Raw genomic sequence first — 18,469 nt, forward strand, 5'->3', positions numbered from 1 at the left:
TTTCACAACGCCTCTTCCACGCCAACACCCTCAAGCCTTGCAATTTCCGCGACCACGGCCTCGAGCCAATGGTCGCGGATACCCATCTCTCTCAGATGAGCGACCGTATTGGCGACATAAACCGGATTGGGACCGGATTGACCGACAGCCGCGTTGACGATCCGGGCAGCCTCGCCGACCGTGACGCCGCCGCCATACTGATGATGCGCCCGATCTACGACATAGGTTACAGCCTTGACGATGCGGCCGTCATCGAGTTTCAGCGGCAGAAACCGCTCGAGATAAACGTGCGTGACAAGTTCGCGCTGCCTGAGATAGTCGAGCGTCTCGTCCCGGTTGGCATCGGAAACCTTGAAGGCCACACCCCTGCACGATCCGCCCCGGTCAAGGCCGAGCACCAGTCCCGGCTGCTGTTCTGTACCCCGATGCACCCATGAACGCACGCAGAGCGAGCGGCGATATCCCATCAGCCGCGCCTGAACCCGCTCTTCAAAGGGGAAGCCCGGATTCCACATCAACGATCCGTAGCCAAACACCCAAAATTCGTCCATATCGCAAGTCATTCCCGTTTGCCGAACAACCATTTTACGATCGGAGCGCCGGATGGCAACGAACAAGCCCGGGACAAGTGCCATGAGCCGCAAGATTATGCGTCTCGGCATCCTCATCCTGCTCGCCATCGCCGTCTATTGCGGGGCGTGGTTCTTCGCGGCCAATTCGCTGCAGAAGAGCCTTCTCGCCTTCTTCGGCGGCGAAAATCCGGCGGAAGTCAACATCAGTTGCGAGGACACGGCGGTTCGCGGCTTTCCCTTCCGCATCGGACTTTTCTGCTCCAGGGTCGGTCTCGACGACCGCTTCCATGGTCTTTCGGCCTCGTTCGGCGCGCTGCGCTCGGCTGCCCAGATCTACGCGCCGGGCCATGTCGTCTGGGAGCTCGACGGTCCGGGCGAGGTGCGTTCCGCCCTCGGCTTCTCCGCCGCGCTGCAATGGCAGGCCCTGCGATCAAGCGTCAACTCCGGTCTGTCGGGAGTCGATCGCACCTCGCTGGAAGCAACAGGCGCAAAAGCGACCCTGACCGCGATGACCACCGGCCAGACTTTCGATACCGCGTCCGAACATCTCGAAGCCCACGCCCGCCGCAACGGCGACGACCTCGATATCGCTCTCCTCATTCGCAACGGGATTTTCCGCCTGGCAGGCGGAGCGCCGGTCATGCCGCCGGTTTCGACGACTGTGGACCTGACCCTTGCCGGCAAGGCGAAATATCTCGACATGCAGGGCGACCGGGGAGAGGGATTATACGGCAGCAGCGGCGAGATCCGCCGAATTGCGATCGATCTTGGCGGAGGCCGTGTCCTGACGGCGAACGGGCCTTTTTCTGTCGGCACGGACGGTCAGATTTCCGGCAAGCTCCGCCTCGAGATGGAAGGAATAGACGGCTGGAAAGATACCCTTGTCACAGCCTTTCCCGATGCCGCTGACAACATCAAAAGCGGCACGAAGATCCTGAAGGCGCTGTTCTCCGGCAAGCAGAACGGCGGTGTCGACCTGAAGATCGAAAACGGCGTCATCATACTCGGTGGCTTTATCCCGATCGGCGTCCTGCCGCCGATCTGAGGGTCCGCAAATCAGGGTTTCTTGTCGAGGGCGTGACGACCGAAATCCGGAACGTCGACGTCCTGGCCGGCCTCGATGATCGAACGGCGAACCGCGCGTGTGCGGGTGAAGAGTTCGAACAACTTGTCACCCTCGCCCCAGCGGATCGCCCGCTGCAGATAGGCGAGGTCCTCCGAAAACCGAGCCAGCATTTCAAGGATGGCGTCCTTGTTGTGCAGGCAGACATCGCGCCACATGGTCGGATCGGAAGCCGCAAGGCGGGTGAAATCGCGGAAGCCCGAGGCCGAATATTTGATGACTTCCGATTCCGTCACCGTTTCGAGATCATCGGCAGTGCCGACGATGTTGTAGGCGATGATATGTGGCAGATGGGAAACGATCGCCAGCACCTTGTCGTGGTGTTGAGGGTCCATTTCGTCCACCCGGGAGCCGAGCGCTTCCCAGAAAGCCTTGAGCCGCGCCAACGCATCGGCATCCGTTCCGGGCAGCGGCGTGAAGATGCACCAGCGCCCCTTGAAGAGGCCGATGAAACCGGCATCGGGACCGGATTTTTCCGTACCGGCCAGCGGATGGCCGGGAATGAAATGCACGTTTTCCGGCATATGCGGCGCCATCTGCGCGATGACGGAAGCCTTGGTGGAGCCGACGTCGGTGACGATCGCGCCCGGCTTCAGCCGCGGAGCAATCTGTTTCGCCACAGCCTCGGAAGCACCGACAGGCACGGAAACGATCACGAGATCGGCGCCCTCGACGGCGTCCGCAGCCGACGGTGAATAGGATGTGCCGAGTTCCAGTTCCTCGGCCCGCTTCAGCGTATCGGCGCTGCGCGTCGAGACCACCACCTCGCGAGCCAATCCGAGTTCCTTTACGTCACGGGCGATTGAAGAGCCGATAAGGCCGATACCGATCAGCGCGATACGGTCGAACATGGGTTCCGGCATCACGCGCGTCCCATGAATTCGGTAAGCGTCTCGATGACGCCGAGATTGGCCTCGGCGCTGCCGATCGTCATGCGAAGCGAGTTGGTGAAGCCATAGCCGCGCACCGCTCGCAGGATGTAACCGCGGCTGGTCAGGAATTCATCGGCCTCCGGCGCGCGCTTGCCGTCGACATCGGGAAAATGCACGAGAACGAAGTTGGCGACGGAAGGAGTGACCTTGAGACCGAGCCCGGTCAGCGCCTCGGTGACCTTTTCGATCCAGACGAGATTGTGCTCGACGGCCTTGCCGACGAACTCCTGGTCGCGGATGGCGGCGGCACCGGCAGCGATGGCAGGCGCGTTGAGGTTGAAGGGACCGCGCACGCGATTGAGGGCATCGAGAATTTCGGACGGCCCGTAGACCCAGCCGATACGCAGCGCAGCCAGACCGTAGACCTTGGAAAAGGTCCGGGTCATGACGACGTTGCGATTGCTCGATACCAGTTCGACACCGGCCTCGTAATCGTTGCGACGCACATATTCGGCATAGGCGGCATCGAGCACGAGAATGACATTGCCCGGCAGTCCGGCATGCAGACGGCGGATTTCGCTTGCCGGCACGTAGGTGCCCGTCGGATTGCCCGGATTGGCGAGGAAGACGATCTTCGTCTTCTCGGTGACGGCAGCAAGGATCGCATCGACGTCGACAGTGCAATCCTTCTCCTTCACCACGACGGGGGTGGCACCCGCGGCCATGATCTGGATCTTGTAGACTAGGAAGCCGTGCTCGGTGATGATGCCCTCGTCGCCGGCGCCAAGGTAGACGTGGCAGAGCAAGCCCAAAAGCTCATCGGAACCGTTGCCGCACAGAATATTGTGCATGTTGAGGCCGTGGACATCGGCAATCGCCTCGCGGAGCGCCAGCGCCTGTCCGTCGGGATACATTTCGAGATGGCCTGCACTCTGCTGGAAAGCGCCGATCGCCTTGGGGCTCGGGCCAAGCGGCGACTCGTTGGACGACAGCTTGAAGACGCGGGCGACACCCGGCGCATGCTCCTTGCCCGGCACATAGGCGGCAATGTCGAGAATACCCGGGCGCGGTGTCGGCTTCATCACTTCGATGCTCATCAAACTGGCTTTCTGTCTCGAAAAATCCGGGTGAAGACCCGGTCATGTCGGCGAAAGCCAATAAAGCGGAACACCGGATTTGTCGAGACTTCGGGCAGAAAACCGACGGCTCTCAGCGCCTGACCGCCTGCCGCGTGGTCGGCACGCCATGCGGCGCGATAACCGGCACGAAAACCCGGCGAGAAGCGCGGGCCGCGACCGGCAGCCCCTGATAGAGACGTTTCTGGGCCTCGACCACGATAACACCGGAAAAGGCCGGCCAGAGCATGCGCCCGATCCGCTCGAATCCGCTCCTGAGCCTCAGCACCGCCCGGATCTTCGACGGCGGGAAGAACAATGCCTCCGCGCTTGCGCCCGGCGTGAAATTGGTTTCCCTGAGCAGGGTGGTGAGCTGCCCGCGCGAATACGGCCGCCCGGAGCCGAAGGGCGTATGCTCCATCCGCGCCCAGACGCCACGCCGGTTGGGCACCACGATCACCAGCCGGCCACCGGGTGCAAGGATGCGCCAGATCTCCTTCAGCGTCTCACGCGGGTTTTCCGTAAATTCCAGCGAATGCACCATCAGCACCCGGTCGATCGAGGCATCTGGCAGCGGCAATTCCTCTTCGAACACCAGCGCCGTGGCAGAGGGTTCTCCGACGGGCCAGTTCACCGCCCCCTGCCCCGCAGGCATGAAGGCGAAGGTCCGCTCGGTATCGGCCCTGAAGCGGTCGAGAAAAGGAACGGCATAGCCGAGACCGACCAACCGCTCCTCCGGCATACGCGCCCAGAGCGATGAAAGAGCCATGGCAATCGAATGCTCCGCCACGCGCCCCAGCATGGAGTGGTAGAACTGGCGAAGATCGACGATATCGACGTGCATGCCTCATTGATAGCAGCCAGCGATTGGACTTCAAGACCGAACACGCTACATTCCGGCGAACCATCAGGAAGGAACTGAGGTCTGATGAAACCCCTGGACATCGAAGTCTTTCTCTGCCGGAGCGACAATTTCGGCGTTCTTATCCATTGCGAGGAATCCGGCGTCACCGCCTCGATCGACGCGCCGGAACTGGAGCCTATTCTTGCCGCGGCAAAGCGGCGTGGCTGGTCGATCACCCACATCTTCACCACGCATCATCACGGCGATCACGTCGAGGCGAATCTGGCGCTCAAGGAGCATTTCGGCTGCGAGATCATCGGCCCCCGCAACGAGGCAATCGCCATACCGGGGCTCGATCGCGCCGTCGGCGACGGCGACAGCTTCACCTTCGGATCAAGGACGGTTCGGGTGATCGAAACGCCCGGTCACACCGCCGGCCACATCTGTTACCACCTGCCTGACAGCAAGATCCTGTTTGCCGCCGATACGCTGTTTGCGCTCGGTTGCGGACGTCTTTTCGAACGGCCCGCGTCCGACATGTGGCATTCGCTGCAGAAACTGGCGGCGTTGCCGGACGAAACCGCCGTATATTTCGGGCACGAATATACGCTCTCCAACGCCCGCTTCGCCCTGACCATCGATCCGGACAATGCGCGACTGGTGAGCCGCGCCGCCGAAATCGAGGAGAAACGGCAGAAGGGCGAGTTCACCATACCGACCACCATCGGCCTCGAGAAGGAAACCAACCCCTTCCTGCGGGCGGAAGACCCGGCCATTCGCCGGAACCTGCTGATGGAAGGACGAACCAACGAGGAAGTCTTCGCCGAGATCCGCAAGCGCAAGGACAATTTCTAATGCGGGCGGAAGAAATCATCGAAACGCTCGGCATGCAGCGCCATCCGGAAGGCGGCTGGTTCGTCGAGACCTTTCGCGATCCCGCAGGCGCGCCGCGCGGACACTCCACTGCCATCTATTATCTGCTTCAGGAGGGCGAACGGTCCCACTGGCATCGCGTGAAGGACGCCGTCGAGATCTGGCACTATTATGCCGGCGCGCCGCTGGCGCTGCATTGCTCGCCGGATGGTAGCACCGTTGAAACTCTCGTGCTTGGGCCGGACCTTGCCGGCGGCGCCAGACCACAGGCCGTTATACCAGCCGGCGGCTGGCAGGCCGCCGAAAGCCTCGGCGACTTCACGCTTGTCGGCTGCACCGTCGCACCGGGATTCGAATACGCATCCTTCGAGATGGCTCCGCCAGGCTGGAAACCGACAGGCATCTGATCGACTAGAGATACACCAGCGAGAGGGTCAGGATGCACTGGGCGAGAAAATAAAACGCCCAGACAGCATAGCTTGCTATCTTCTTCTGGCCCTCATCTTTCAACAGGAAAGTCTCGAGCGCGATCAGGGCATCCGAAATTAGGAACGCCACAGCCCCGATGAAAACGAAGGGCGACGGCATGGTCAAGGACATCAGGCCCATCGCCAGCATCGCGGCGATATAGGAGGCAATGGCAGGCGCCAATGGTCCCGTCGGCTTCCAGAGAATGCGTAGCAGGAAAATTCCGGCAACCAGCAAAGCGGCGGCCCCGGCCCACCGCCACAGAGCGGCCATAAAGATATCGGCATCGCCTGCCTGATAGAAAACCGTGGCATAGATCAAGAGAACGATGAGGAAGGCCCAGAGACCGAGCTTGAAGGCAAGCTCACCGCTGCGGGAAATCAGGGCGTCGCCAACGGCGCTCAACGCCAACGCGGCAACGACAAGCGCCCATGCGCCGGAAAGAGCCGCAAAAACACAAAGAAGAACGATCGGCAGGGTTTTCGCCACCGTCCGGAAATGGCTTTCCGGGCGCGGCAATATCGCGAAATAGGCAATGCCCAATAATACGGCGAGGTAAAATATCGTCATGCCGGCACTTTGGCATGCGGCGCAGAACCGTCAAGCCTCCACTTCCACTTCAGGCTGACGCCGACGGATCATATCCCGGGCGGCGAGCATGGCTCCGCCCGTAATCAACAGGCAGGCAAGGCCGATCCTGAGGCTCGGCTCCGCAAAACCGAAGAGCGTGAGGATCAGCGTCGAGAGCAGCGGTGCCGCGTAGGAAGACGCTCCGAGGATCTGGATATCGCCGTTTTTCACGCCGTAATCCCAGGCGTAGAAGGCAAGACCGACGGGGAAGAGGCCGAGGCCGACCACGGCGATCCATTGAGAAGCCGATTCCGGCCACACGGTCGTCTCCAACCCCAGATGGCAGACGAGCGAAAGGAGCGAGGTCGCGAGGCAGAAGCCCGTGACGACATCCGTCGAAGCGGCTTCGAAACGCCGCGTCATCAGCGAATAGGCCGACCAGGTGAAAGCGCAGAGAAAAGCGGCAAAATAACCGAAGCCATAGGCAGGGTCGAAGGAGATGCCGTTCTTAGCAACGATCAGCACCGTGCCGGCAAGACCGGCCATCGCGCCGAGGACGTGATACCAGCGCAGCTTTTCACCCGGCAGCAGCGCTGAACCCACAACGATCAGCAGCGGCCATAGATAGGCGATCAGCCCGGCCTCGACGGCCGGAGCGTTTCTGAGCGCGGTGAAATAAAGGAAATGGTAGCCGAAAAGCCCGATCACGCCGGTGAGCCAGACCCTGGCGGGTTGCCGTAGCTGCCGGATCCGCTCGGGCCGGAGGATGAAGGTTATGATGCCAGGCAGGCTGCCGATCGCAAAGGTGATCGCCGAAAGCTGGAAGGGCGGCATCTTGCCGGAGGCGGCCGTCAGCAGCGCCAGAAACGACCACATGAGAATGGCCGTGAACCCGATAAGCGTCGACCTGATCTTCACCTTTATCCCCCATTGCGGGAATAGAGGCGTTCCCGCGTCATCAGCCGTCAAACTTGACGGCGGTTACATACAGAGTGCCCATGCGCGTCGGCACGCGCGCGTAGACCGGAGCGTATACCTTCAGCTGTGCCGTCTTGGCAAACCAGATTTCCATGCCGGTCACGCTGCGAAGATATTCGATATCCTTGCGTCCCTTGCGAAAGCCGGACTTCGGGACATATCGAATACCGCAGACGACAGCCTCTCCTTCCACGTCTCCGGCGGTAAAACTGCGCGTCCCCTTCGGCGTCATGATGAGATCCATCCGGCTCTCGCCGTCATAGATCGGCAGCGTCCGCGGGCAGACGGCTTCGCCATCGGGAACAATGAGCCCAGTGATCGGATCGAATACCGATTTGAGGTCTTCGTCGGTCACGGCGATCCAGCTTGCAGAACGCGGCTTGGGCGGCGGTTCGACAACGGTCTTCGTAACATTGCCGTTCTGGTAGCTGACGTCATAGACGCTGGTCTTCCTGCCCGTCTGATAGACCAGTCGATAATGCTGCGCCTGCATGCGCTGGCCGCTCAGGAGACCGGAAACGGTGCTCTCTGCGGAAATCCGGGAAATGATGTCAATGAGCCCGGACGAGCGGAAATTGGCGGAAATCTTGTAGTTCTCGTTGTTCACCTCCGTCAGGAACGAAGCCCTGGCGATCGGCAGTGCACCGAGCGAAACGCTGTAGTCCGTCCGGTAGCGAATATCCTGCCCGGCCGCAGATGTGGCAACCGACACCGCAACAGCAAAAGCAAGGCTGGAGAAACGCAAGATTGGGACCCCCGGGTTCGAGAAAGCGCATTCGGCAAATCGCTTCGAGCTTTATCCTTCAACCGGACTGTGGCAAGAACATAGCGGAAATGGCCCGCGCGTGAAGGAAAATCCAAGCTTTGGCTTGACGTGGCCGGCCAGTCTGACTATAGAACCGCAACTTTCCAATCAAGCGCCGTTGGATTGCTTGACCGGCTGTTGTCCGGAAGCAGTGCATTGGCAAAGAAAAATAGGTGTACCATGTCCCGCAGTTGCGAATTGACCGGCAAGGGCGTCCAGTCGGGCAACAATGTGAGCCACGCGAACAACAAGACCAAGCGCAAGTTCCTGCCGAACCTGTGTGACGTCACGCTGATCTCGGATGCACTTGGCCAGCGTTTCCGCCTGCGCGTTTCCGCTGCCGCCCTCCGCTCCGTCGAGCATCGCGGTGGCCTCGATGCCTTCCTGCTGAAGGCGAACGAAAACGAACTGTCGATGCGCGCGCGCCTTCTGCGCCGCCAGATCGTCAAGAAGACCGCAGAAGCCGCATAAGCTTCTGCACCACATCGCTATCAAAGGCATGAAGGCTTGACCGGGTTAATCGGCAGGCCTTTTCCTTTGTCCCTCCAACTGGTGGCATCACCCAGGATAAAAAAATGCAGATGACACGTGCTATTTTCGTTTACAGCCTGCTGATGACGGCCGTGGTGGTCGCATCCAACATTCTCGTCCAGTATCCGCTTTCTGGCGAATTCGCAGGCATCAATCTCGGCGATCTCCTGACCTACGGTGCCTTCACCTATCCGGTCGCCTTCCTGATTACAGATCTGACCAACCGCCAGTTCGGCCCCTCGACCGCTCGCAAGGTGGTTTTCATGGGCTTTGTGGTGGGCGTCGTCCTCTCCTTCGTCACCTCGCAGCCCCGCATCGCGATTGCATCCGGCTCCGCCTATCTGGCCGGCCAGCTGCTCGACATCTCCGTCTTCAATCGCCTGCGCCGGCTTGACTGGTGGAAGGCGCCACTGATGGGCTCGCTCATCGGCTCGGCCCTGGACACCGCGATCTTCTTTTCGCTGTCCTTTGCTCCCATTTTCTCGATGATCGGCCCCAACGACGATTTTGCCATCGCATCGGCTCCGATCCTCGGCATCTTCTCCACCGAGGCTCCGCGCTGGATCTCCTGGGCGCTGGGTGACCTGTGCGTGAAGATACTTGTCGGCCTCTTCATGCTTCTGCCTTATGGAGCCCTGATGAACGTGCTGAAGCCCATGGCTCCGGCCCGCTCCGCCTGATTTCGACATCGATTGTTCCGGCTCGTCAGTCCACGAGCCGGAATTCCAGCATCACCGTCCGCTGCAGGATCGAATGATTGTCGTCCGAAACCAGGATGACATGGGTGGACCCGTCTGCAGCGACAAAGGTGTCCAACCCCTCCATATTATCGATCTCTGCGGAACCGTTGGCCTCGAGAATGATCTCGCCGTCAACGACGGCACCGGGCTTGAGGCTTGCGGCCTCGATCCGGCGCAAGCGCATCGCAACGCCCGTGGCGATGGTGAACCGGCGTTCCAGCAGCAGCATGTCGCCATCGGGCAGAAAATCCCCGTCGGTCACGTCGAAGCCGTCGTGAGGCACCACGCGAAAACCGCCTTTCAGGGGACCGTCGAGAATACCGGCAAAGAGGTTGCCGTCGCTGTCGACGCTCTTCTCCGCAATTGCCACGAGACCGCCCTTCAGCGGCCCATCCTGGGAGGCGACAGCCAGCGTCTCGATCCCACCGTTGCCGCGCAATCTGCCTGCCGGAAATGGCAAGGGCAGTGCCCGCAGGAACGGCCGCGCGGTCTCAATGGTCGAAAGCGGAGAATAGCCCGTGACGCGATGCACCTGCTCGAAACCGACGAAGGCTTCATCGCCGCGCAGGGCAAGGCTCTCCGCATCAACAGTGCGCTTCGGCGCCGAACTGCGGCCGGCGGCATCTAGCATCGGCGCAATCGTCACATCGTCCAGACCAGCAAGACGACCGGATGGGTCTCGCTTGATCGAACCCGTCAGCCAGTGACCGGTATCGAGAACACCGATGAATTTCCGCCCGTCATCGGTCAACCTGATCGACGACCATGCCCCGAAGAGCCGTTCGGAGGAGGAAAGCTCGAGCCCGCCCAAAAATTCAAACGCACCGAAACGGGTGTCGCCGGAGCCAGGCAGGAAAGAGGTGATCGGCCGGGCGTCCATGGGTGCGGCAACAATCTCGCCCGCAGCGCCCACATCACCCCACGCAACGGAAATACCGATCAGTGCAGCCGCAAGCAGCCGTCCAGACCGCAATTCTCCAGCCCCCACGCGGTCAGCCAGCACGGCGCGTGCGACCGCCGCGCTTGCCGCCGCTCTCGCTCTGGTCCTCGAAAAGTGCAGCAAGCTGTTCGGTCATCGCACCCGCCAACTCGTCTGCGTCGACGATGGTCACAGCCTTGCGATAGTAGCGCGTCACATCGTGCCCGATCCCGATGGCAAGCAGTTCGATCGGCGAACGCGTCTCGATCTGTTCGATCACGGCGCGCAGGTGGCGCTCCAGATAATTGCCCGGATTGACCGACAGCGTCGAATCGTCGACCGGCGCGCCATCCGAGATCATCATCAGGATCTTGCGCTGCTCCTGCCGCGCCATAAGACGGCCGTGCGCCCACATCAAGGCCTCGCCGTCGATGTTCTCCTTGAGCAGACCCTCGCGCATCATCAGACCGAGATTGCGGCGGGCGCGCCGCCACGGAGCATCGGCGGACTTGTAGACGATATGGCGCAGGTCGTTGAGGCGACCGGGCGTCGCGGGCTTGCCGCTCGCCAGCCACTTCTCCCTCGACTGACCGCCCTTCCAGGCCTTTGTCGTGAAGCCGAGGATCTCGACCTTGACGCCGCAACGCTCAAGCGTGCGGGCAAGAATATCGGCGCAGGTGGCCGCAACCGTGATCGGCCGGCCGCGCATCGAACCGGAATTGTCGATCACCAGCGTCACGACCGTGTCGCGGAACTTGGTGTCGCGCTCCCGCTTGAAGGACAGAGGCTGCATCGGATCGATCACCAGACGGGTCAGGCGGGCGGTATCGAGATAGCCTTCTTCCAGGTCGAAGTCCCAGGAACGGTTCTGCTGCGCCATCAGACGACGCTGAAGCCTGTTCGCCAAGCGTCCCACGGCACCCTGCAGATGTGCGAGCTGCTTGTCGAGGAAGGACCGGAGACGATCAAGTTCGGCTTCGTCGCAAAGCTCTTCCGCCGTGATGACCTCGTCGAATTCCTGGGTGTAGATCCGGTAATCGACCTTCTCGTTGAAATCGTCGAAGGGACTGGCCGGCCGGCGCATTTCGCCGGGCGTTTCGGAATCGTCATCGCCCTCGTCCGACATGTCGTCGTCGGAGATTTCGGCGCCGTCCATCTCGCCGTCTTCCATCTGTTCCTGCGAGGCTTCGCTTTCCTCGGCGGGAGCGGATTCCGAACCGGCCTCTTCTTCGGCGTTTTCCTGTTCTTCTTCGTTGCTGCGCGGTTGATCCTCGTCGGTCGACTGGTCTTCGTCGCCTTCCTCTTGGTCCTCGCCGACATCCTCCGCCATTTCCATGGCCGAGAGCATATGTCTGATAACCTTGGCGAAGGCCTGCTGATCGTCGATCGCGTCTTTCAGTTCATTGAGGCTGGAGGCCGCCTTCTCCATGATGAAAGGACGCCATAGATCAAGCACCTTGCCGGCGCTGGCCGGGGGCTTTTCTCCCGTGAGCTGCTCGCGGACTAGCATGGCGACGGCCTCCTGGATCGGAGCATCCTCCTGCCGGCTGATGCCGGAGAAATTCGCCTTGGCGTATTTTTCCGAATTCATCGCGCTCATATTGGCGGCCATACCGCTCATTCTGAGCGCTCCGATCGATTCAACCCGCGCCTGCTCCACCGCATCGAAAACGGCGCGGGCATCCGCACCCTGCGGCGCCAGGGCGGCATGCACCTTCTGGTCATGGCAGGCAATGCGAAGCGCCATGGAATCGCCGAGACCACGGGTCACGGCAAGCTCATGAGCCGTCGGTCGCTTGGAAAGCTCCGGCAGGCGCACGCGCTCGCCGGCAAGGCCGGGCCGCTCATTGGCGAACACCACTTCAACCTCGGGACTGCCGGCAACCGACCGCACGCAGCCAGTTATCGCCCGCCGCATCGGCTCGGTATCGACGCCCGCACCGGGCTTCGCGTTCACATTGTCGCCGCGACCTGCCATTTCGATCGCCTTCTTATGCGCCTACAACGATATTGGCGGCGCTCTCCTTGAGTTCGACACCGAAGGCGCGCTGGTACTGCTCGGCCACCAGCGTACGCTCGAGTTCGTCGCACTTATTGAGGAAGGTCACGCGGAAGGCGAAGGCAACATCGCCGAAGATCTCGGCATTCTCGGCCCAGGTGATGACGGTACGTGGGCTCATGACCGTCGAAAGGTCGCCGTTCATGAAGGCTGCGCGCGTCAGATCCGCCAGACGGACCATGCGCGAAACGGTGTCACGGCCGGCATCGTTGCCCGCAAAGCTCTTCACCTTGGCGAGAACGATATCGACTTCCTTGTCGTGCGGCAGATAGTTCAGCGTGGTAACGATCGACCAGCGGTCCATCTGGGCCTGGTTGATCTGCTGCGTGCCGTGATAGAGGCCTGTGGTGTCGCCGAGACCGACGGTGTTGGCGGTCGCGAATAGGCGGAAGGCCGGATGAGGCCGGATGACGCGGCTCTGGTCGAGAAGCGTCAGGCGTCCGGACGATTCCAGCACGCGCTGGATCACGAACATCACGTCCGGACGTCCGGCATCGTATTCGTCGAACACGAGCGCGACATTGTGCTGATAGGCCCAGGGCAGGATGCCGTCCTTGAACTCGGTGATCTGCTTGCCATCCTTGAGAACGATGGCGTCTTTGCCGACGAGGTCGATACGGCTGACATGGCTGTCGAGGTTGATGCGCACGCACGGCCAGTTCAGACGGGCGGCAACCTGTTCGATATGGGTAGACTTGCCGGTTCCGTGGAAACCGGAAACCATCACGCGGCGATTATGGGCGAAGCCGGCAAGAATGGCGAGCGTGGTTTCGCGGTCGAACAGATAATCGGGGTCGAGATCCGGCACATAGGCATCTCCCTTGCTGTAGGCCGGCACGCGCAGGTCGGTGTCGATGCCGAAAACCTCGCGAACCGACACAGTCGTGTCGGGGAGATTGGAAATATCAAGTTCAATTTTGCTCATCGTCTCTCCATGCCGGACGCCCCGGAGCCGGCCGCATAAAATGAAGCTTCTTGCCCAAGCTTCGGATTAACAGAAACCAGCCTGCTTTAACAATTGATACGCTTGAATAACAGCGCGAAAGCGCTCTTCCGAGCCTCGGTCTCCGCCATTTGCGTCAGGATGGTGTTTTTTTACAAGCTCCTTGTAACGGCTCTTGATCTCCGCTGCAGAAGAATTGCCGGAAAGCCCCAGCGTATCGAAGGCCTTGGCTTCCAGACTCTTCAGTTTCCGCAGCTGCGGTTGGAAGCGCGGCCCATTGCCGCGGCTCTGCTGCACGAAACCGAAAGGGTCCTTCAGGCGTGCCTGGGAGGCCGCGGAACCCGACCGCGCGGTCGAGTGAAGGGGGCTCGAACGGGCAGCCTTGTTGACGCCAACCGTCCAGGTCGGACGATGACCGGTAATCGCTTCCTTCTGGTAGCGCGCGATCTCGCCGTCGGAGAGGCCGGAGAAATAATTATAGCCCTTGTTGTATTCCTTCACATGCTCGAAGCAGAACAGAAAAAACTGCCCCTCGGCGTTGCGACCGACCGGCGCGCGATGCACGCCCGGCTTGTCGCAGCCGTCCCACTGACAGGTCGCAGGTGCCGACTCGGCTTCCGGCGCCTTTTTCCGACGCGTCCGGATCCGATCGAAATATTTTGAATCGAGTTTCATCCGGTGATTATGGTGCCTCCGGCAAATGACGACAAGAATTGACAAACGCGAATGTTGGGAGCTTTGTGGGGGCTTTTTCGGGGGCTGCCGAAGCAGGGCGGTAAAGCATGTCCATACGCACCACAATTGAGGCGAAACTGCGCGCGGCCTTTTCGCCTGAGCGGCTTCTCGTGATTGATGAAAGCGCCCATCACGCCGGTCATCAGCCGGACATCACAGGCACGGGCGAAACCCACATGCGGGTCAGGATCGTGGCGGCCGCTTTCAGCGGCATGCCGAGGCTCGCCCGCCACCGGGCGATCACCGCGCTGCTTCAGCCGGAACTCGACGCCGGCCTGCATGCGCTGGCGATAGAGCCCGCCGCACCGGGCGAGGAAACCCGCTGGTAGCCGCAAGGCGATCCGTCGTCGTGGGAACCACCCTCAGATGGTTCCCGGACGAGGCGATTTCAAGCGTTATTCCGATCTCGCCGCATCGTCGACCGGACGGATCCTGAGCTTGGTCAGGCGGTTCTTCTCGCGCTTCATCACAATGAACCGCTTGCCGTGGAACGTGAACGCCTGGCGCTCCTCCGGTATGGATTTCGATTCATGGATGACAAGACCGGCAATCGTCGTCGCTTCCTCGTCCGGCAGGCTCCAATCGAGCGCCCGGTTGAGGTCGCGGATCGGCACGGAGCCATCCACCACGATGGAGCCATCCGCTTCCTGACGCACACCCTGAATTTCGAGATCGTGCTCATCGGCGATATCGCCGACGATCTCCTCAAGAATATCCTCAAGGGTCACGATGCCCTGGACCTCGCCATACTCGTCGACGACCACGGCGAAATGCACTTTGCGCCGCAGGAAGGCACCGAGCTGATCCCGAAGGCTAGTGGTGTCAGGCACGAACCAGGGCTTCTGCGCAACCTTGGTAATATCGAGCTTTTCCGGCTCGACGCCGGGCTCGGCGAGCGCCCGCAACAGGTCCTTGGCATGCACCACGCCGACAATGTTCTCGGCGGACCCCTTCCAGAGAGGCATGCGCGTATAAGGGCTTTCCAGCACCGCCCGAACCGCCACCTCTGGCGGATCATCGACATTGACGCCCCGCATCGCGGTGCGATGCCGCATGACGTCTGAAATCTCGAGCTCATCCAGTTCGAAAAGGCCGCTCAGCCGGTCGCGATCCTGCTTGTCTGTGGAGGCCTCGCGCTGCATGAGTTGGAGCGCCACGTGCAGCGTGTCGGAATTGGCGAGCGCCAGCGTTTCCCCGCCAAGAGGCACGCCCGTGATGCGCAACAGGCTGCGGATCAAGGCATTGACAGCGCGCGACAGCAAGCCATCCCCGGATGTCATTTTTCCCGCTTTTCCTCCAGGAAGCTGAACACTTCGGAGGCCGGCACGTCGTCGGCGACGAAGGACTGGCCGATGCCGCGGGTCAGGATGAAGGTAAGCTTACCACTCTTGACCTTCTTGTCCTGGGCGATGGCATCCATCAGGAATTCGGTCGACGGCAGTTCACCGGGAATTTCGTCGATCCGGGTCGGCAACCCGACGGCCTTGAGATGAGCCTCGACCCGCCCCGCATCGTCCGGGCTTGCCAGATTGAGCCGGGCGGAAAACTGGTGCGCCAGCACCATGCCGATCGAGACCCCCTCTCCATGAACGAGACGGCGACTGTCATATTCGGTCGCGGCTTCCAGGGCATGGCCGAAGGTATGGCCGAGGTTCAGGAGGGCGCGACGGCCATGTTCGCGCTCGTCCGCCGCCACCACGTCCGCCTTCGCCTGACAGCTCGTGGCGATCGCCTCGATGCGGGCCTCGCCACCGGAAAACACGTCTTTCCAGTTGCGTTCGAGCCATTCGAAGAAATCCGGCTTGTCGATAAGTCCGTATTTTGCGACTTCGGCATAGCCCGCACGGAATTCGCGCTCGCTCAGCGTGTTCAGCACGTCGGTATCAGCAAGAACGAGATCGGGCTGATTGAAGATGCCGACGAGGTTCTTGCCGTGCCGGGTGTTGATGCCGGTCTTGCCCCCGACGGAGCTGTCGACCTGCGACAGGAGCGACGTCGGGATCTGCACGAAACGGACCCCGCGGCGGACGATCCCAGCCGCAAAACCGGTGAGATCCCCGATCACGCCGCCGCCGAGCGCGATGACGGTGTCGTTTCGCTCGATCCGCGCCTCGAGCAGCACGTCGCAAACCTTGGTCAGGCAATCGAAGCTCTTGGTCTTCTCTCCCGGCGGCAGGCTGAGCGACACGGCTTCGATGCCATCGGTCTGCAGGCTGTCCATCAGCGGGTCGAGATAGAGCGCGCCGACATGCTCGTCGGTGATGATCGCTGCCTTGCGACCCTTGATCCGCGTGGAAATTTCTCCGCCCGCCCGGCCGATCAGGCCGGGTCCGATCAGAATGTCATACGAGCGCTCGCCCAGCGGGACATGCACCAGCCGTTCGGTATTGTCTGATCTACTCATTCTTGCTTGCTGCCTTTGCCGTGTAATCGATGATCGCCGCTAGAACCTCATTGGCGATGACCTCCTTGCGCACGTCGCGCGACAGGACGGTGATATCCGCCAGCGCATAGATCGGGTAGCGCTTCTGCATCAGGTCTTCCAGCGTCTTCTTGGGATTTTCCGTCTTGAGAAGAGGCCGGTGATCGCGCTTGTTGACCCGCTCCCAGAGCACGTCGAGATCGGCATTGAGCCACAGTGAAATGCCGCCCCTCTCGATCTGCTTGCGTGTTCTCTCGTTGATGAAGGCCCCACCGCCGGTGGAAACCACCCGTGGACCGGACTTGAGCAGGCGCTTGATGACGCGCGTCTCAAGAGCGCGGAACTCGTCCTCGCCATAAGCCGCAAACAGCTCACTGATCGTCATGCGCGAGACACGTTCGATTTCCATGTCGGTATCGACGAACGGCAGACCGAGCTGCCCCGCGACCATCCTGCCGATCGCGGATTTTCCCGCGCCCATCAATCCGACGAAAACGAGATTGCGGCGCCCCAGCGCGGCCCGGGCGCGTTCGCCCAAAGTCGGGACATCGGGAAAAATCGTATCGGTCATCGGCCTGTTCGCAAGTGTTTTAACACGGTATTTACAAATGAAGGGCAAGCGTCAAGCCATACGCATGAAGGAAAGCGATGGCCGCGCGCCTTGCAATGCGCAGGATACGTCGTCATATCAGCTTTCGGCCTGACCCGAGGACGATGCCATGCCAACCTTGTTCCGTTTCCTTTTCTTTTGCGCCACTGCCGTTGCGATCGTTTATGGCATCATGTGGTCGCTGGTGGTTTTCGTGGAGCCGCGGGAACGGGAAGTCACCGTTCGCATTCCATCTGAGCGCGTCAATCCGCCAGCGCAATAATCAGCGGAGGCCACCTTGTCCGATCTGAGCCGGGCCCACGTGGAGGCCTTTTTGGAGATGATGAGCGCTGAACGCGGCGCCGCGGCCAACACGCTTTCATCCTATGAACGCGATCTGGACGATCTCCACGAGTTCCTGTCCTCCCGCCGCATTAGCCTGTACGCGGCCGACCGGCAGGCCCTTTCCGCCTATCTGTCGGACCTCGCCAGGCGAAGATACGAGCCGACCTCGCAGGCGCGGCGCCTCTCCACCATGCGGCAGTTCTACAAGTTTCTCTATGCCGAGGGCTTGAGAGGCGACGATCCGACGGCGATCCTCGATTCCCCGAAAAAAGCGCGGCCCCTGCCCAAGACACTCTCGATGGAGGACGTGAACCGACTGCTCTCGCTGGCCGCGGAGGAAGCGGCCATGCCGGACCCAGGGCAATTATCCCGGCTGCGCATGCTGGCCCTGCTGGAACTGCTTTATGCGACAGGCATGCGCGTCAGCGAACTGGTGGCGCTGCCGGTCAAGGTTCTGGCCCAGGAAGGGCGTTTCCTGATGATCCGCGGCAAGGGAAACAAGGAAAGGCTGGTGCCTCTCTCCCGTGCGGCGATCGCGGCAGTTGCCCACTACGGTCAAAGGCTGGCCGCGGATACGGGCGGCGAGACCGGCCCTTTCCTTTTCCCCGCCGCCAGCAAGGAAGGTTATTTGCCCCGGCAGGTTTTCGCCCGCGACCTTAAGGATCTTGCAATCCGAGCCGGCCTGAAGGCGTCAGCCATTTCTCCGCATGTGTTGCGCCATGCCTTTGCCAGCCACCTCCTGCAGAACGGCGCGGATCTGCGCGTCGTGCAGGAATTGCTGGGCCACAGCGACATTTCCACGACCCAAATCTATACACATGTGCTGGATGAAAGGCTTCAGAAGCTGGTCCAGACACATCACCCCCTTGCAAAACAGGCCAAAAACCACGATTAGAGCCTCGGCTCTCCAGACTGGCAATGCCAGCGCCATGTTTAAGAATGGCCCAGGGCAGAAAGATCGGAACG

General features: G+C 61.2%; 20 protein-coding genes and 1 pseudogene. 7 read left to right on the top strand and 14 right to left on the bottom strand.

The genetic code is table 11. From position 1 onward, the window contains the following. Positions 1-2 precede the first annotated feature (2 nt). A complete protein-coding gene (locus J5N58_RS08865; RefSeq protein WP_112830354.1) occupies positions 3-551 on the bottom strand; it encodes a gamma-glutamylcyclotransferase in 549 nt (182 codons plus the stop codon). Positions 552-633: 82 nt separating this feature from the next. On the opposite strand from J5N58_RS08865, the gene J5N58_RS08870 reads away from it, so the two are divergent. After that, positions 634-1,617 carry a DUF2125 domain-containing protein gene (locus tag J5N58_RS08870; RefSeq protein WP_162757391.1) on the top strand — a complete coding sequence of 328 codons (984 nt, stop codon included), beginning with the start codon at positions 634-636 and terminating at the stop codon, positions 1,615-1,617. An 11-nt stretch (positions 1,618-1,628) separates the two neighbouring features. On the opposite strand, the gene J5N58_RS08875 is transcribed toward J5N58_RS08870, so the two are convergent. From J5N58_RS08875 to J5N58_RS08885, 3 genes are all read right to left on the bottom strand, one after another. Next, positions 1,629-2,558, bottom strand: a complete 930-nt coding sequence (locus J5N58_RS08875) for a prephenate/arogenate dehydrogenase family protein (protein WP_112830356.1) — start codon at positions 2,556-2,558, stop codon at positions 1,629-1,631. After that, on the bottom strand, positions 2,558-3,664 hold the full coding sequence (gene hisC / locus J5N58_RS08880; RefSeq protein WP_112830357.1) for a histidinol-phosphate transaminase: 1,107 nt from the start codon (positions 3,662-3,664) through the stop codon (positions 2,558-2,560). The genes J5N58_RS08875 and hisC overlap by 1 nt, the downstream gene beginning before the upstream one ends. A 112-nt stretch (positions 3,665-3,776) precedes the next feature. Beyond that, positions 3,777-4,526 carry a class I SAM-dependent methyltransferase gene (locus tag J5N58_RS08885; protein ID WP_113443076.1) on the bottom strand — a complete coding sequence of 250 codons (750 nt, stop codon included), beginning with the start codon at positions 4,524-4,526 and terminating at the stop codon, positions 3,777-3,779. 84 nt (positions 4,527-4,610) lie between these two features. Here J5N58_RS08885 and gloB point away from each other — a divergent pair, with 84 nt between their 5' ends. Together gloB and J5N58_RS08895 are read left to right on the top strand one after the other, a co-directional pair. Further along, positions 4,611-5,381: a hydroxyacylglutathione hydrolase gene (gene gloB / locus J5N58_RS08890; protein ID WP_113338229.1), complete on the top strand. Its 771-nt coding sequence runs from the start codon at positions 4,611-4,613 to the stop codon at positions 5,379-5,381. Then, a complete protein-coding gene (locus J5N58_RS08895; protein ID WP_113443077.1) occupies positions 5,381-5,806 on the top strand; it encodes a cupin domain-containing protein in 426 nt (141 codons plus the stop codon). The genes gloB and J5N58_RS08895 overlap by 1 nt, the downstream gene beginning before the upstream one ends. Before the next feature lie 4 nt (positions 5,807-5,810). Here J5N58_RS08895 and J5N58_RS08900 read toward each other — a convergent pair whose 3' ends face one another. The 3 genes from J5N58_RS08900 to J5N58_RS08910 are packed head-to-tail and all read right to left on the bottom strand — an operon-like array spanning position 5,811 to position 8,160. Then, entirely contained in the window at positions 5,811-6,437 is a 627-nt protein-coding gene (locus J5N58_RS08900; protein WP_244710534.1) for a lysoplasmalogenase family protein, read from the bottom strand. Positions 6,438-6,467: 30 nt separating this feature from the next. After that, positions 6,468-7,355: an aromatic amino acid exporter YddG gene (yddG, locus tag J5N58_RS08905; RefSeq protein WP_113447396.1), complete on the bottom strand. Its 888-nt coding sequence runs from the start codon at positions 7,353-7,355 to the stop codon at positions 6,468-6,470. Between the two features lie 40 nt (positions 7,356-7,395). After that, on the bottom strand, positions 7,396-8,160 hold the full coding sequence (locus J5N58_RS08910) for a DUF3108 domain-containing protein (RefSeq protein WP_113443080.1): 765 nt from the start codon (positions 8,158-8,160) through the stop codon (positions 7,396-7,398). Positions 8,161-8,400: 240 nt separating this feature from the next. Here J5N58_RS08910 and rpmB point away from each other — a divergent pair, with 240 nt between their 5' ends. Both rpmB and J5N58_RS08920 read left to right on the top strand, forming a co-directional pair. Further along, positions 8,401-8,691: a 50S ribosomal protein L28 gene (gene rpmB, locus J5N58_RS08915; protein ID WP_112830364.1), complete on the top strand. Its 291-nt coding sequence runs from the start codon at positions 8,401-8,403 to the stop codon at positions 8,689-8,691. A gap of 104 nt (positions 8,692-8,795) precedes the next feature. Then, entirely contained in the window at positions 8,796-9,431 is a 636-nt protein-coding gene (locus J5N58_RS08920) for a queuosine precursor transporter (protein ID WP_112830365.1), read from the top strand. Between the two features lie 25 nt (positions 9,432-9,456). Here the strand turns inward: J5N58_RS08920 and J5N58_RS08925 are convergent, their stop codons facing one another. From J5N58_RS08925 to J5N58_RS08940, 4 genes are all read right to left on the bottom strand, one after another. Further along, on the bottom strand, positions 9,457-10,494 hold the full coding sequence (locus J5N58_RS08925) for an esterase-like activity of phytase family protein (RefSeq protein WP_244710536.1): 1,038 nt from the start codon (positions 10,492-10,494) through the stop codon (positions 9,457-9,459). Then, entirely contained in the window at positions 10,484-12,388 is a 1,905-nt protein-coding gene (cobT, locus tag J5N58_RS08930) for a cobaltochelatase subunit CobT (RefSeq protein WP_244710538.1), read from the bottom strand. Before cobT ends, J5N58_RS08925 begins: the two co-directional genes overlap by 11 nt. Positions 12,389-12,401: 13 nt before the next feature. After that, positions 12,402-13,394 (bottom strand): cobaltochelatase subunit CobS, encoded by a 993-nt coding sequence (gene cobS / locus J5N58_RS08935; protein ID WP_244710541.1) that lies wholly within the window; start codon positions 13,392-13,394, stop codon positions 12,402-12,404. Positions 13,395-13,460: 66 nt separating this feature from the next. Then, positions 13,461-14,087: a J domain-containing protein gene (locus tag J5N58_RS08940; protein WP_113338223.1), complete on the bottom strand. Its 627-nt coding sequence runs from the start codon at positions 14,085-14,087 to the stop codon at positions 13,461-13,463. 107 nt (positions 14,088-14,194) lie between these two features. On the opposite strand from J5N58_RS08940, the gene J5N58_RS08945 reads away from it, so the two are divergent. Continuing rightward, on the top strand, positions 14,195-14,476 hold the full coding sequence (locus J5N58_RS08945; protein WP_113338222.1) for a BolA family protein: 282 nt from the start codon (positions 14,195-14,197) through the stop codon (positions 14,474-14,476). Positions 14,477-14,542: 66 nt separating this feature from the next. On the opposite strand, the pseudogene J5N58_RS08950 reads toward J5N58_RS08945, so the two are convergent. The 3 genes and pseudogenes from J5N58_RS08950 to J5N58_RS08960 all read right to left on the bottom strand — a co-directional run. Next, positions 14,543-15,412, bottom strand: a pseudogene (locus tag J5N58_RS08950) (HlyC/CorC family transporter); the annotation flags it as partial. 11 nt (positions 15,413-15,423) lie between these two features. Continuing rightward, positions 15,424-16,551 carry a 3-dehydroquinate synthase gene (gene aroB / locus J5N58_RS08955; protein ID WP_112830371.1) on the bottom strand — a complete coding sequence of 376 codons (1,128 nt, stop codon included), beginning with the start codon at positions 16,549-16,551 and terminating at the stop codon, positions 15,424-15,426. Continuing rightward, positions 16,544-17,140: a shikimate kinase gene (locus J5N58_RS08960; RefSeq protein ID WP_112830372.1), complete on the bottom strand. Its 597-nt coding sequence runs from the start codon at positions 17,138-17,140 to the stop codon at positions 16,544-16,546. The genes aroB and J5N58_RS08960 overlap by 8 nt, the downstream gene beginning before the upstream one ends. Before the next feature lie 316 nt (positions 17,141-17,456). Between J5N58_RS08960 and xerD the strand changes: the two genes are divergently transcribed. Further along, the gene (xerD, locus tag J5N58_RS08965; protein WP_113438933.1) at positions 17,457-18,398 is read left to right on the top strand and encodes a site-specific tyrosine recombinase XerD; all 942 of its coding nucleotides are present in this window, start codon (positions 17,457-17,459) and stop codon (positions 18,396-18,398) included. Positions 18,399-18,469 lie beyond the last annotated feature (71 nt).

This window comes from Paenirhizobium cremeum (genome assembly GCF_022884085.1).
Taxonomy (GTDB): Bacteria; Pseudomonadota; Alphaproteobacteria; order Rhizobiales; family Rhizobiaceae; genus Allorhizobium; species Allorhizobium cremeum.

Bases quoted from the DNA above. Each gene is read 5' to 3' on its own strand.
- J5N58_RS08960 (WP_112830372.1), bottom strand. From the start codon at position 17,140: ATGACCGATACGATTTTTCCCGATGTCCCGACTTTGGGCGAACGCGCC.
- J5N58_RS08885 (WP_113443076.1), bottom strand. From the start codon at position 4,526: ATGCACGTCGATATCGTCGATCTTCGCCAGTTCTACCACTCCATGCTG.
- J5N58_RS08895 (WP_113443077.1), top strand. From the start codon at position 5,381: ATGCGGGCGGAAGAAATCATCGAAACGCTCGGCATGCAGCGCCATCCG.
- cobS (WP_244710541.1), bottom strand. From the start codon at position 13,394: ATGAGCAAAATTGAACTTGATATTTCCAATCTCCCCGACACGACTGTG.
- J5N58_RS08945 (WP_113338222.1), top strand. From the start codon at position 14,195: ATGTCCATACGCACCACAATTGAGGCGAAACTGCGCGCGGCCTTTTCG.
- J5N58_RS08865 (WP_112830354.1), bottom strand. From the start codon at position 551: ATGGACGAATTTTGGGTGTTTGGCTACGGATCGTTGATGTGGAATCCG.
- J5N58_RS08870 (WP_162757391.1), top strand. From the start codon at position 634: ATGAGCCGCAAGATTATGCGTCTCGGCATCCTCATCCTGCTCGCCATC.
- hisC (WP_112830357.1), bottom strand. From the start codon at position 3,664: ATGAGCATCGAAGTGATGAAGCCGACACCGCGCCCGGGTATTCTCGAC.
- J5N58_RS08920 (WP_112830365.1), top strand. From the start codon at position 8,796: ATGCAGATGACACGTGCTATTTTCGTTTACAGCCTGCTGATGACGGCC.
- rpmB (WP_112830364.1), top strand. From the start codon at position 8,401: ATGTCCCGCAGTTGCGAATTGACCGGCAAGGGCGTCCAGTCGGGCAAC.
- cobT (WP_244710538.1), bottom strand. From the start codon at position 12,388: ATGGCAGGTCGCGGCGACAATGTGAACGCGAAGCCCGGTGCGGGCGTC.
- J5N58_RS08875 (WP_112830356.1), bottom strand. From the start codon at position 2,558: ATGCCGGAACCCATGTTCGACCGTATCGCGCTGATCGGTATCGGCCTT.
- gloB (WP_113338229.1), top strand. From the start codon at position 4,611: ATGAAACCCCTGGACATCGAAGTCTTTCTCTGCCGGAGCGACAATTTC.
- J5N58_RS08940 (WP_113338223.1), bottom strand. From the start codon at position 14,087: ATGAAACTCGATTCAAAATATTTCGATCGGATCCGGACGCGTCGGAAA.
- aroB (WP_112830371.1), bottom strand. From the start codon at position 16,551: ATGAGTAGATCAGACAATACCGAACGGCTGGTGCATGTCCCGCTGGGC.
- J5N58_RS08900 (WP_244710534.1), bottom strand. From the start codon at position 6,437: ATGACGATATTTTACCTCGCCGTATTATTGGGCATTGCCTATTTCGCG.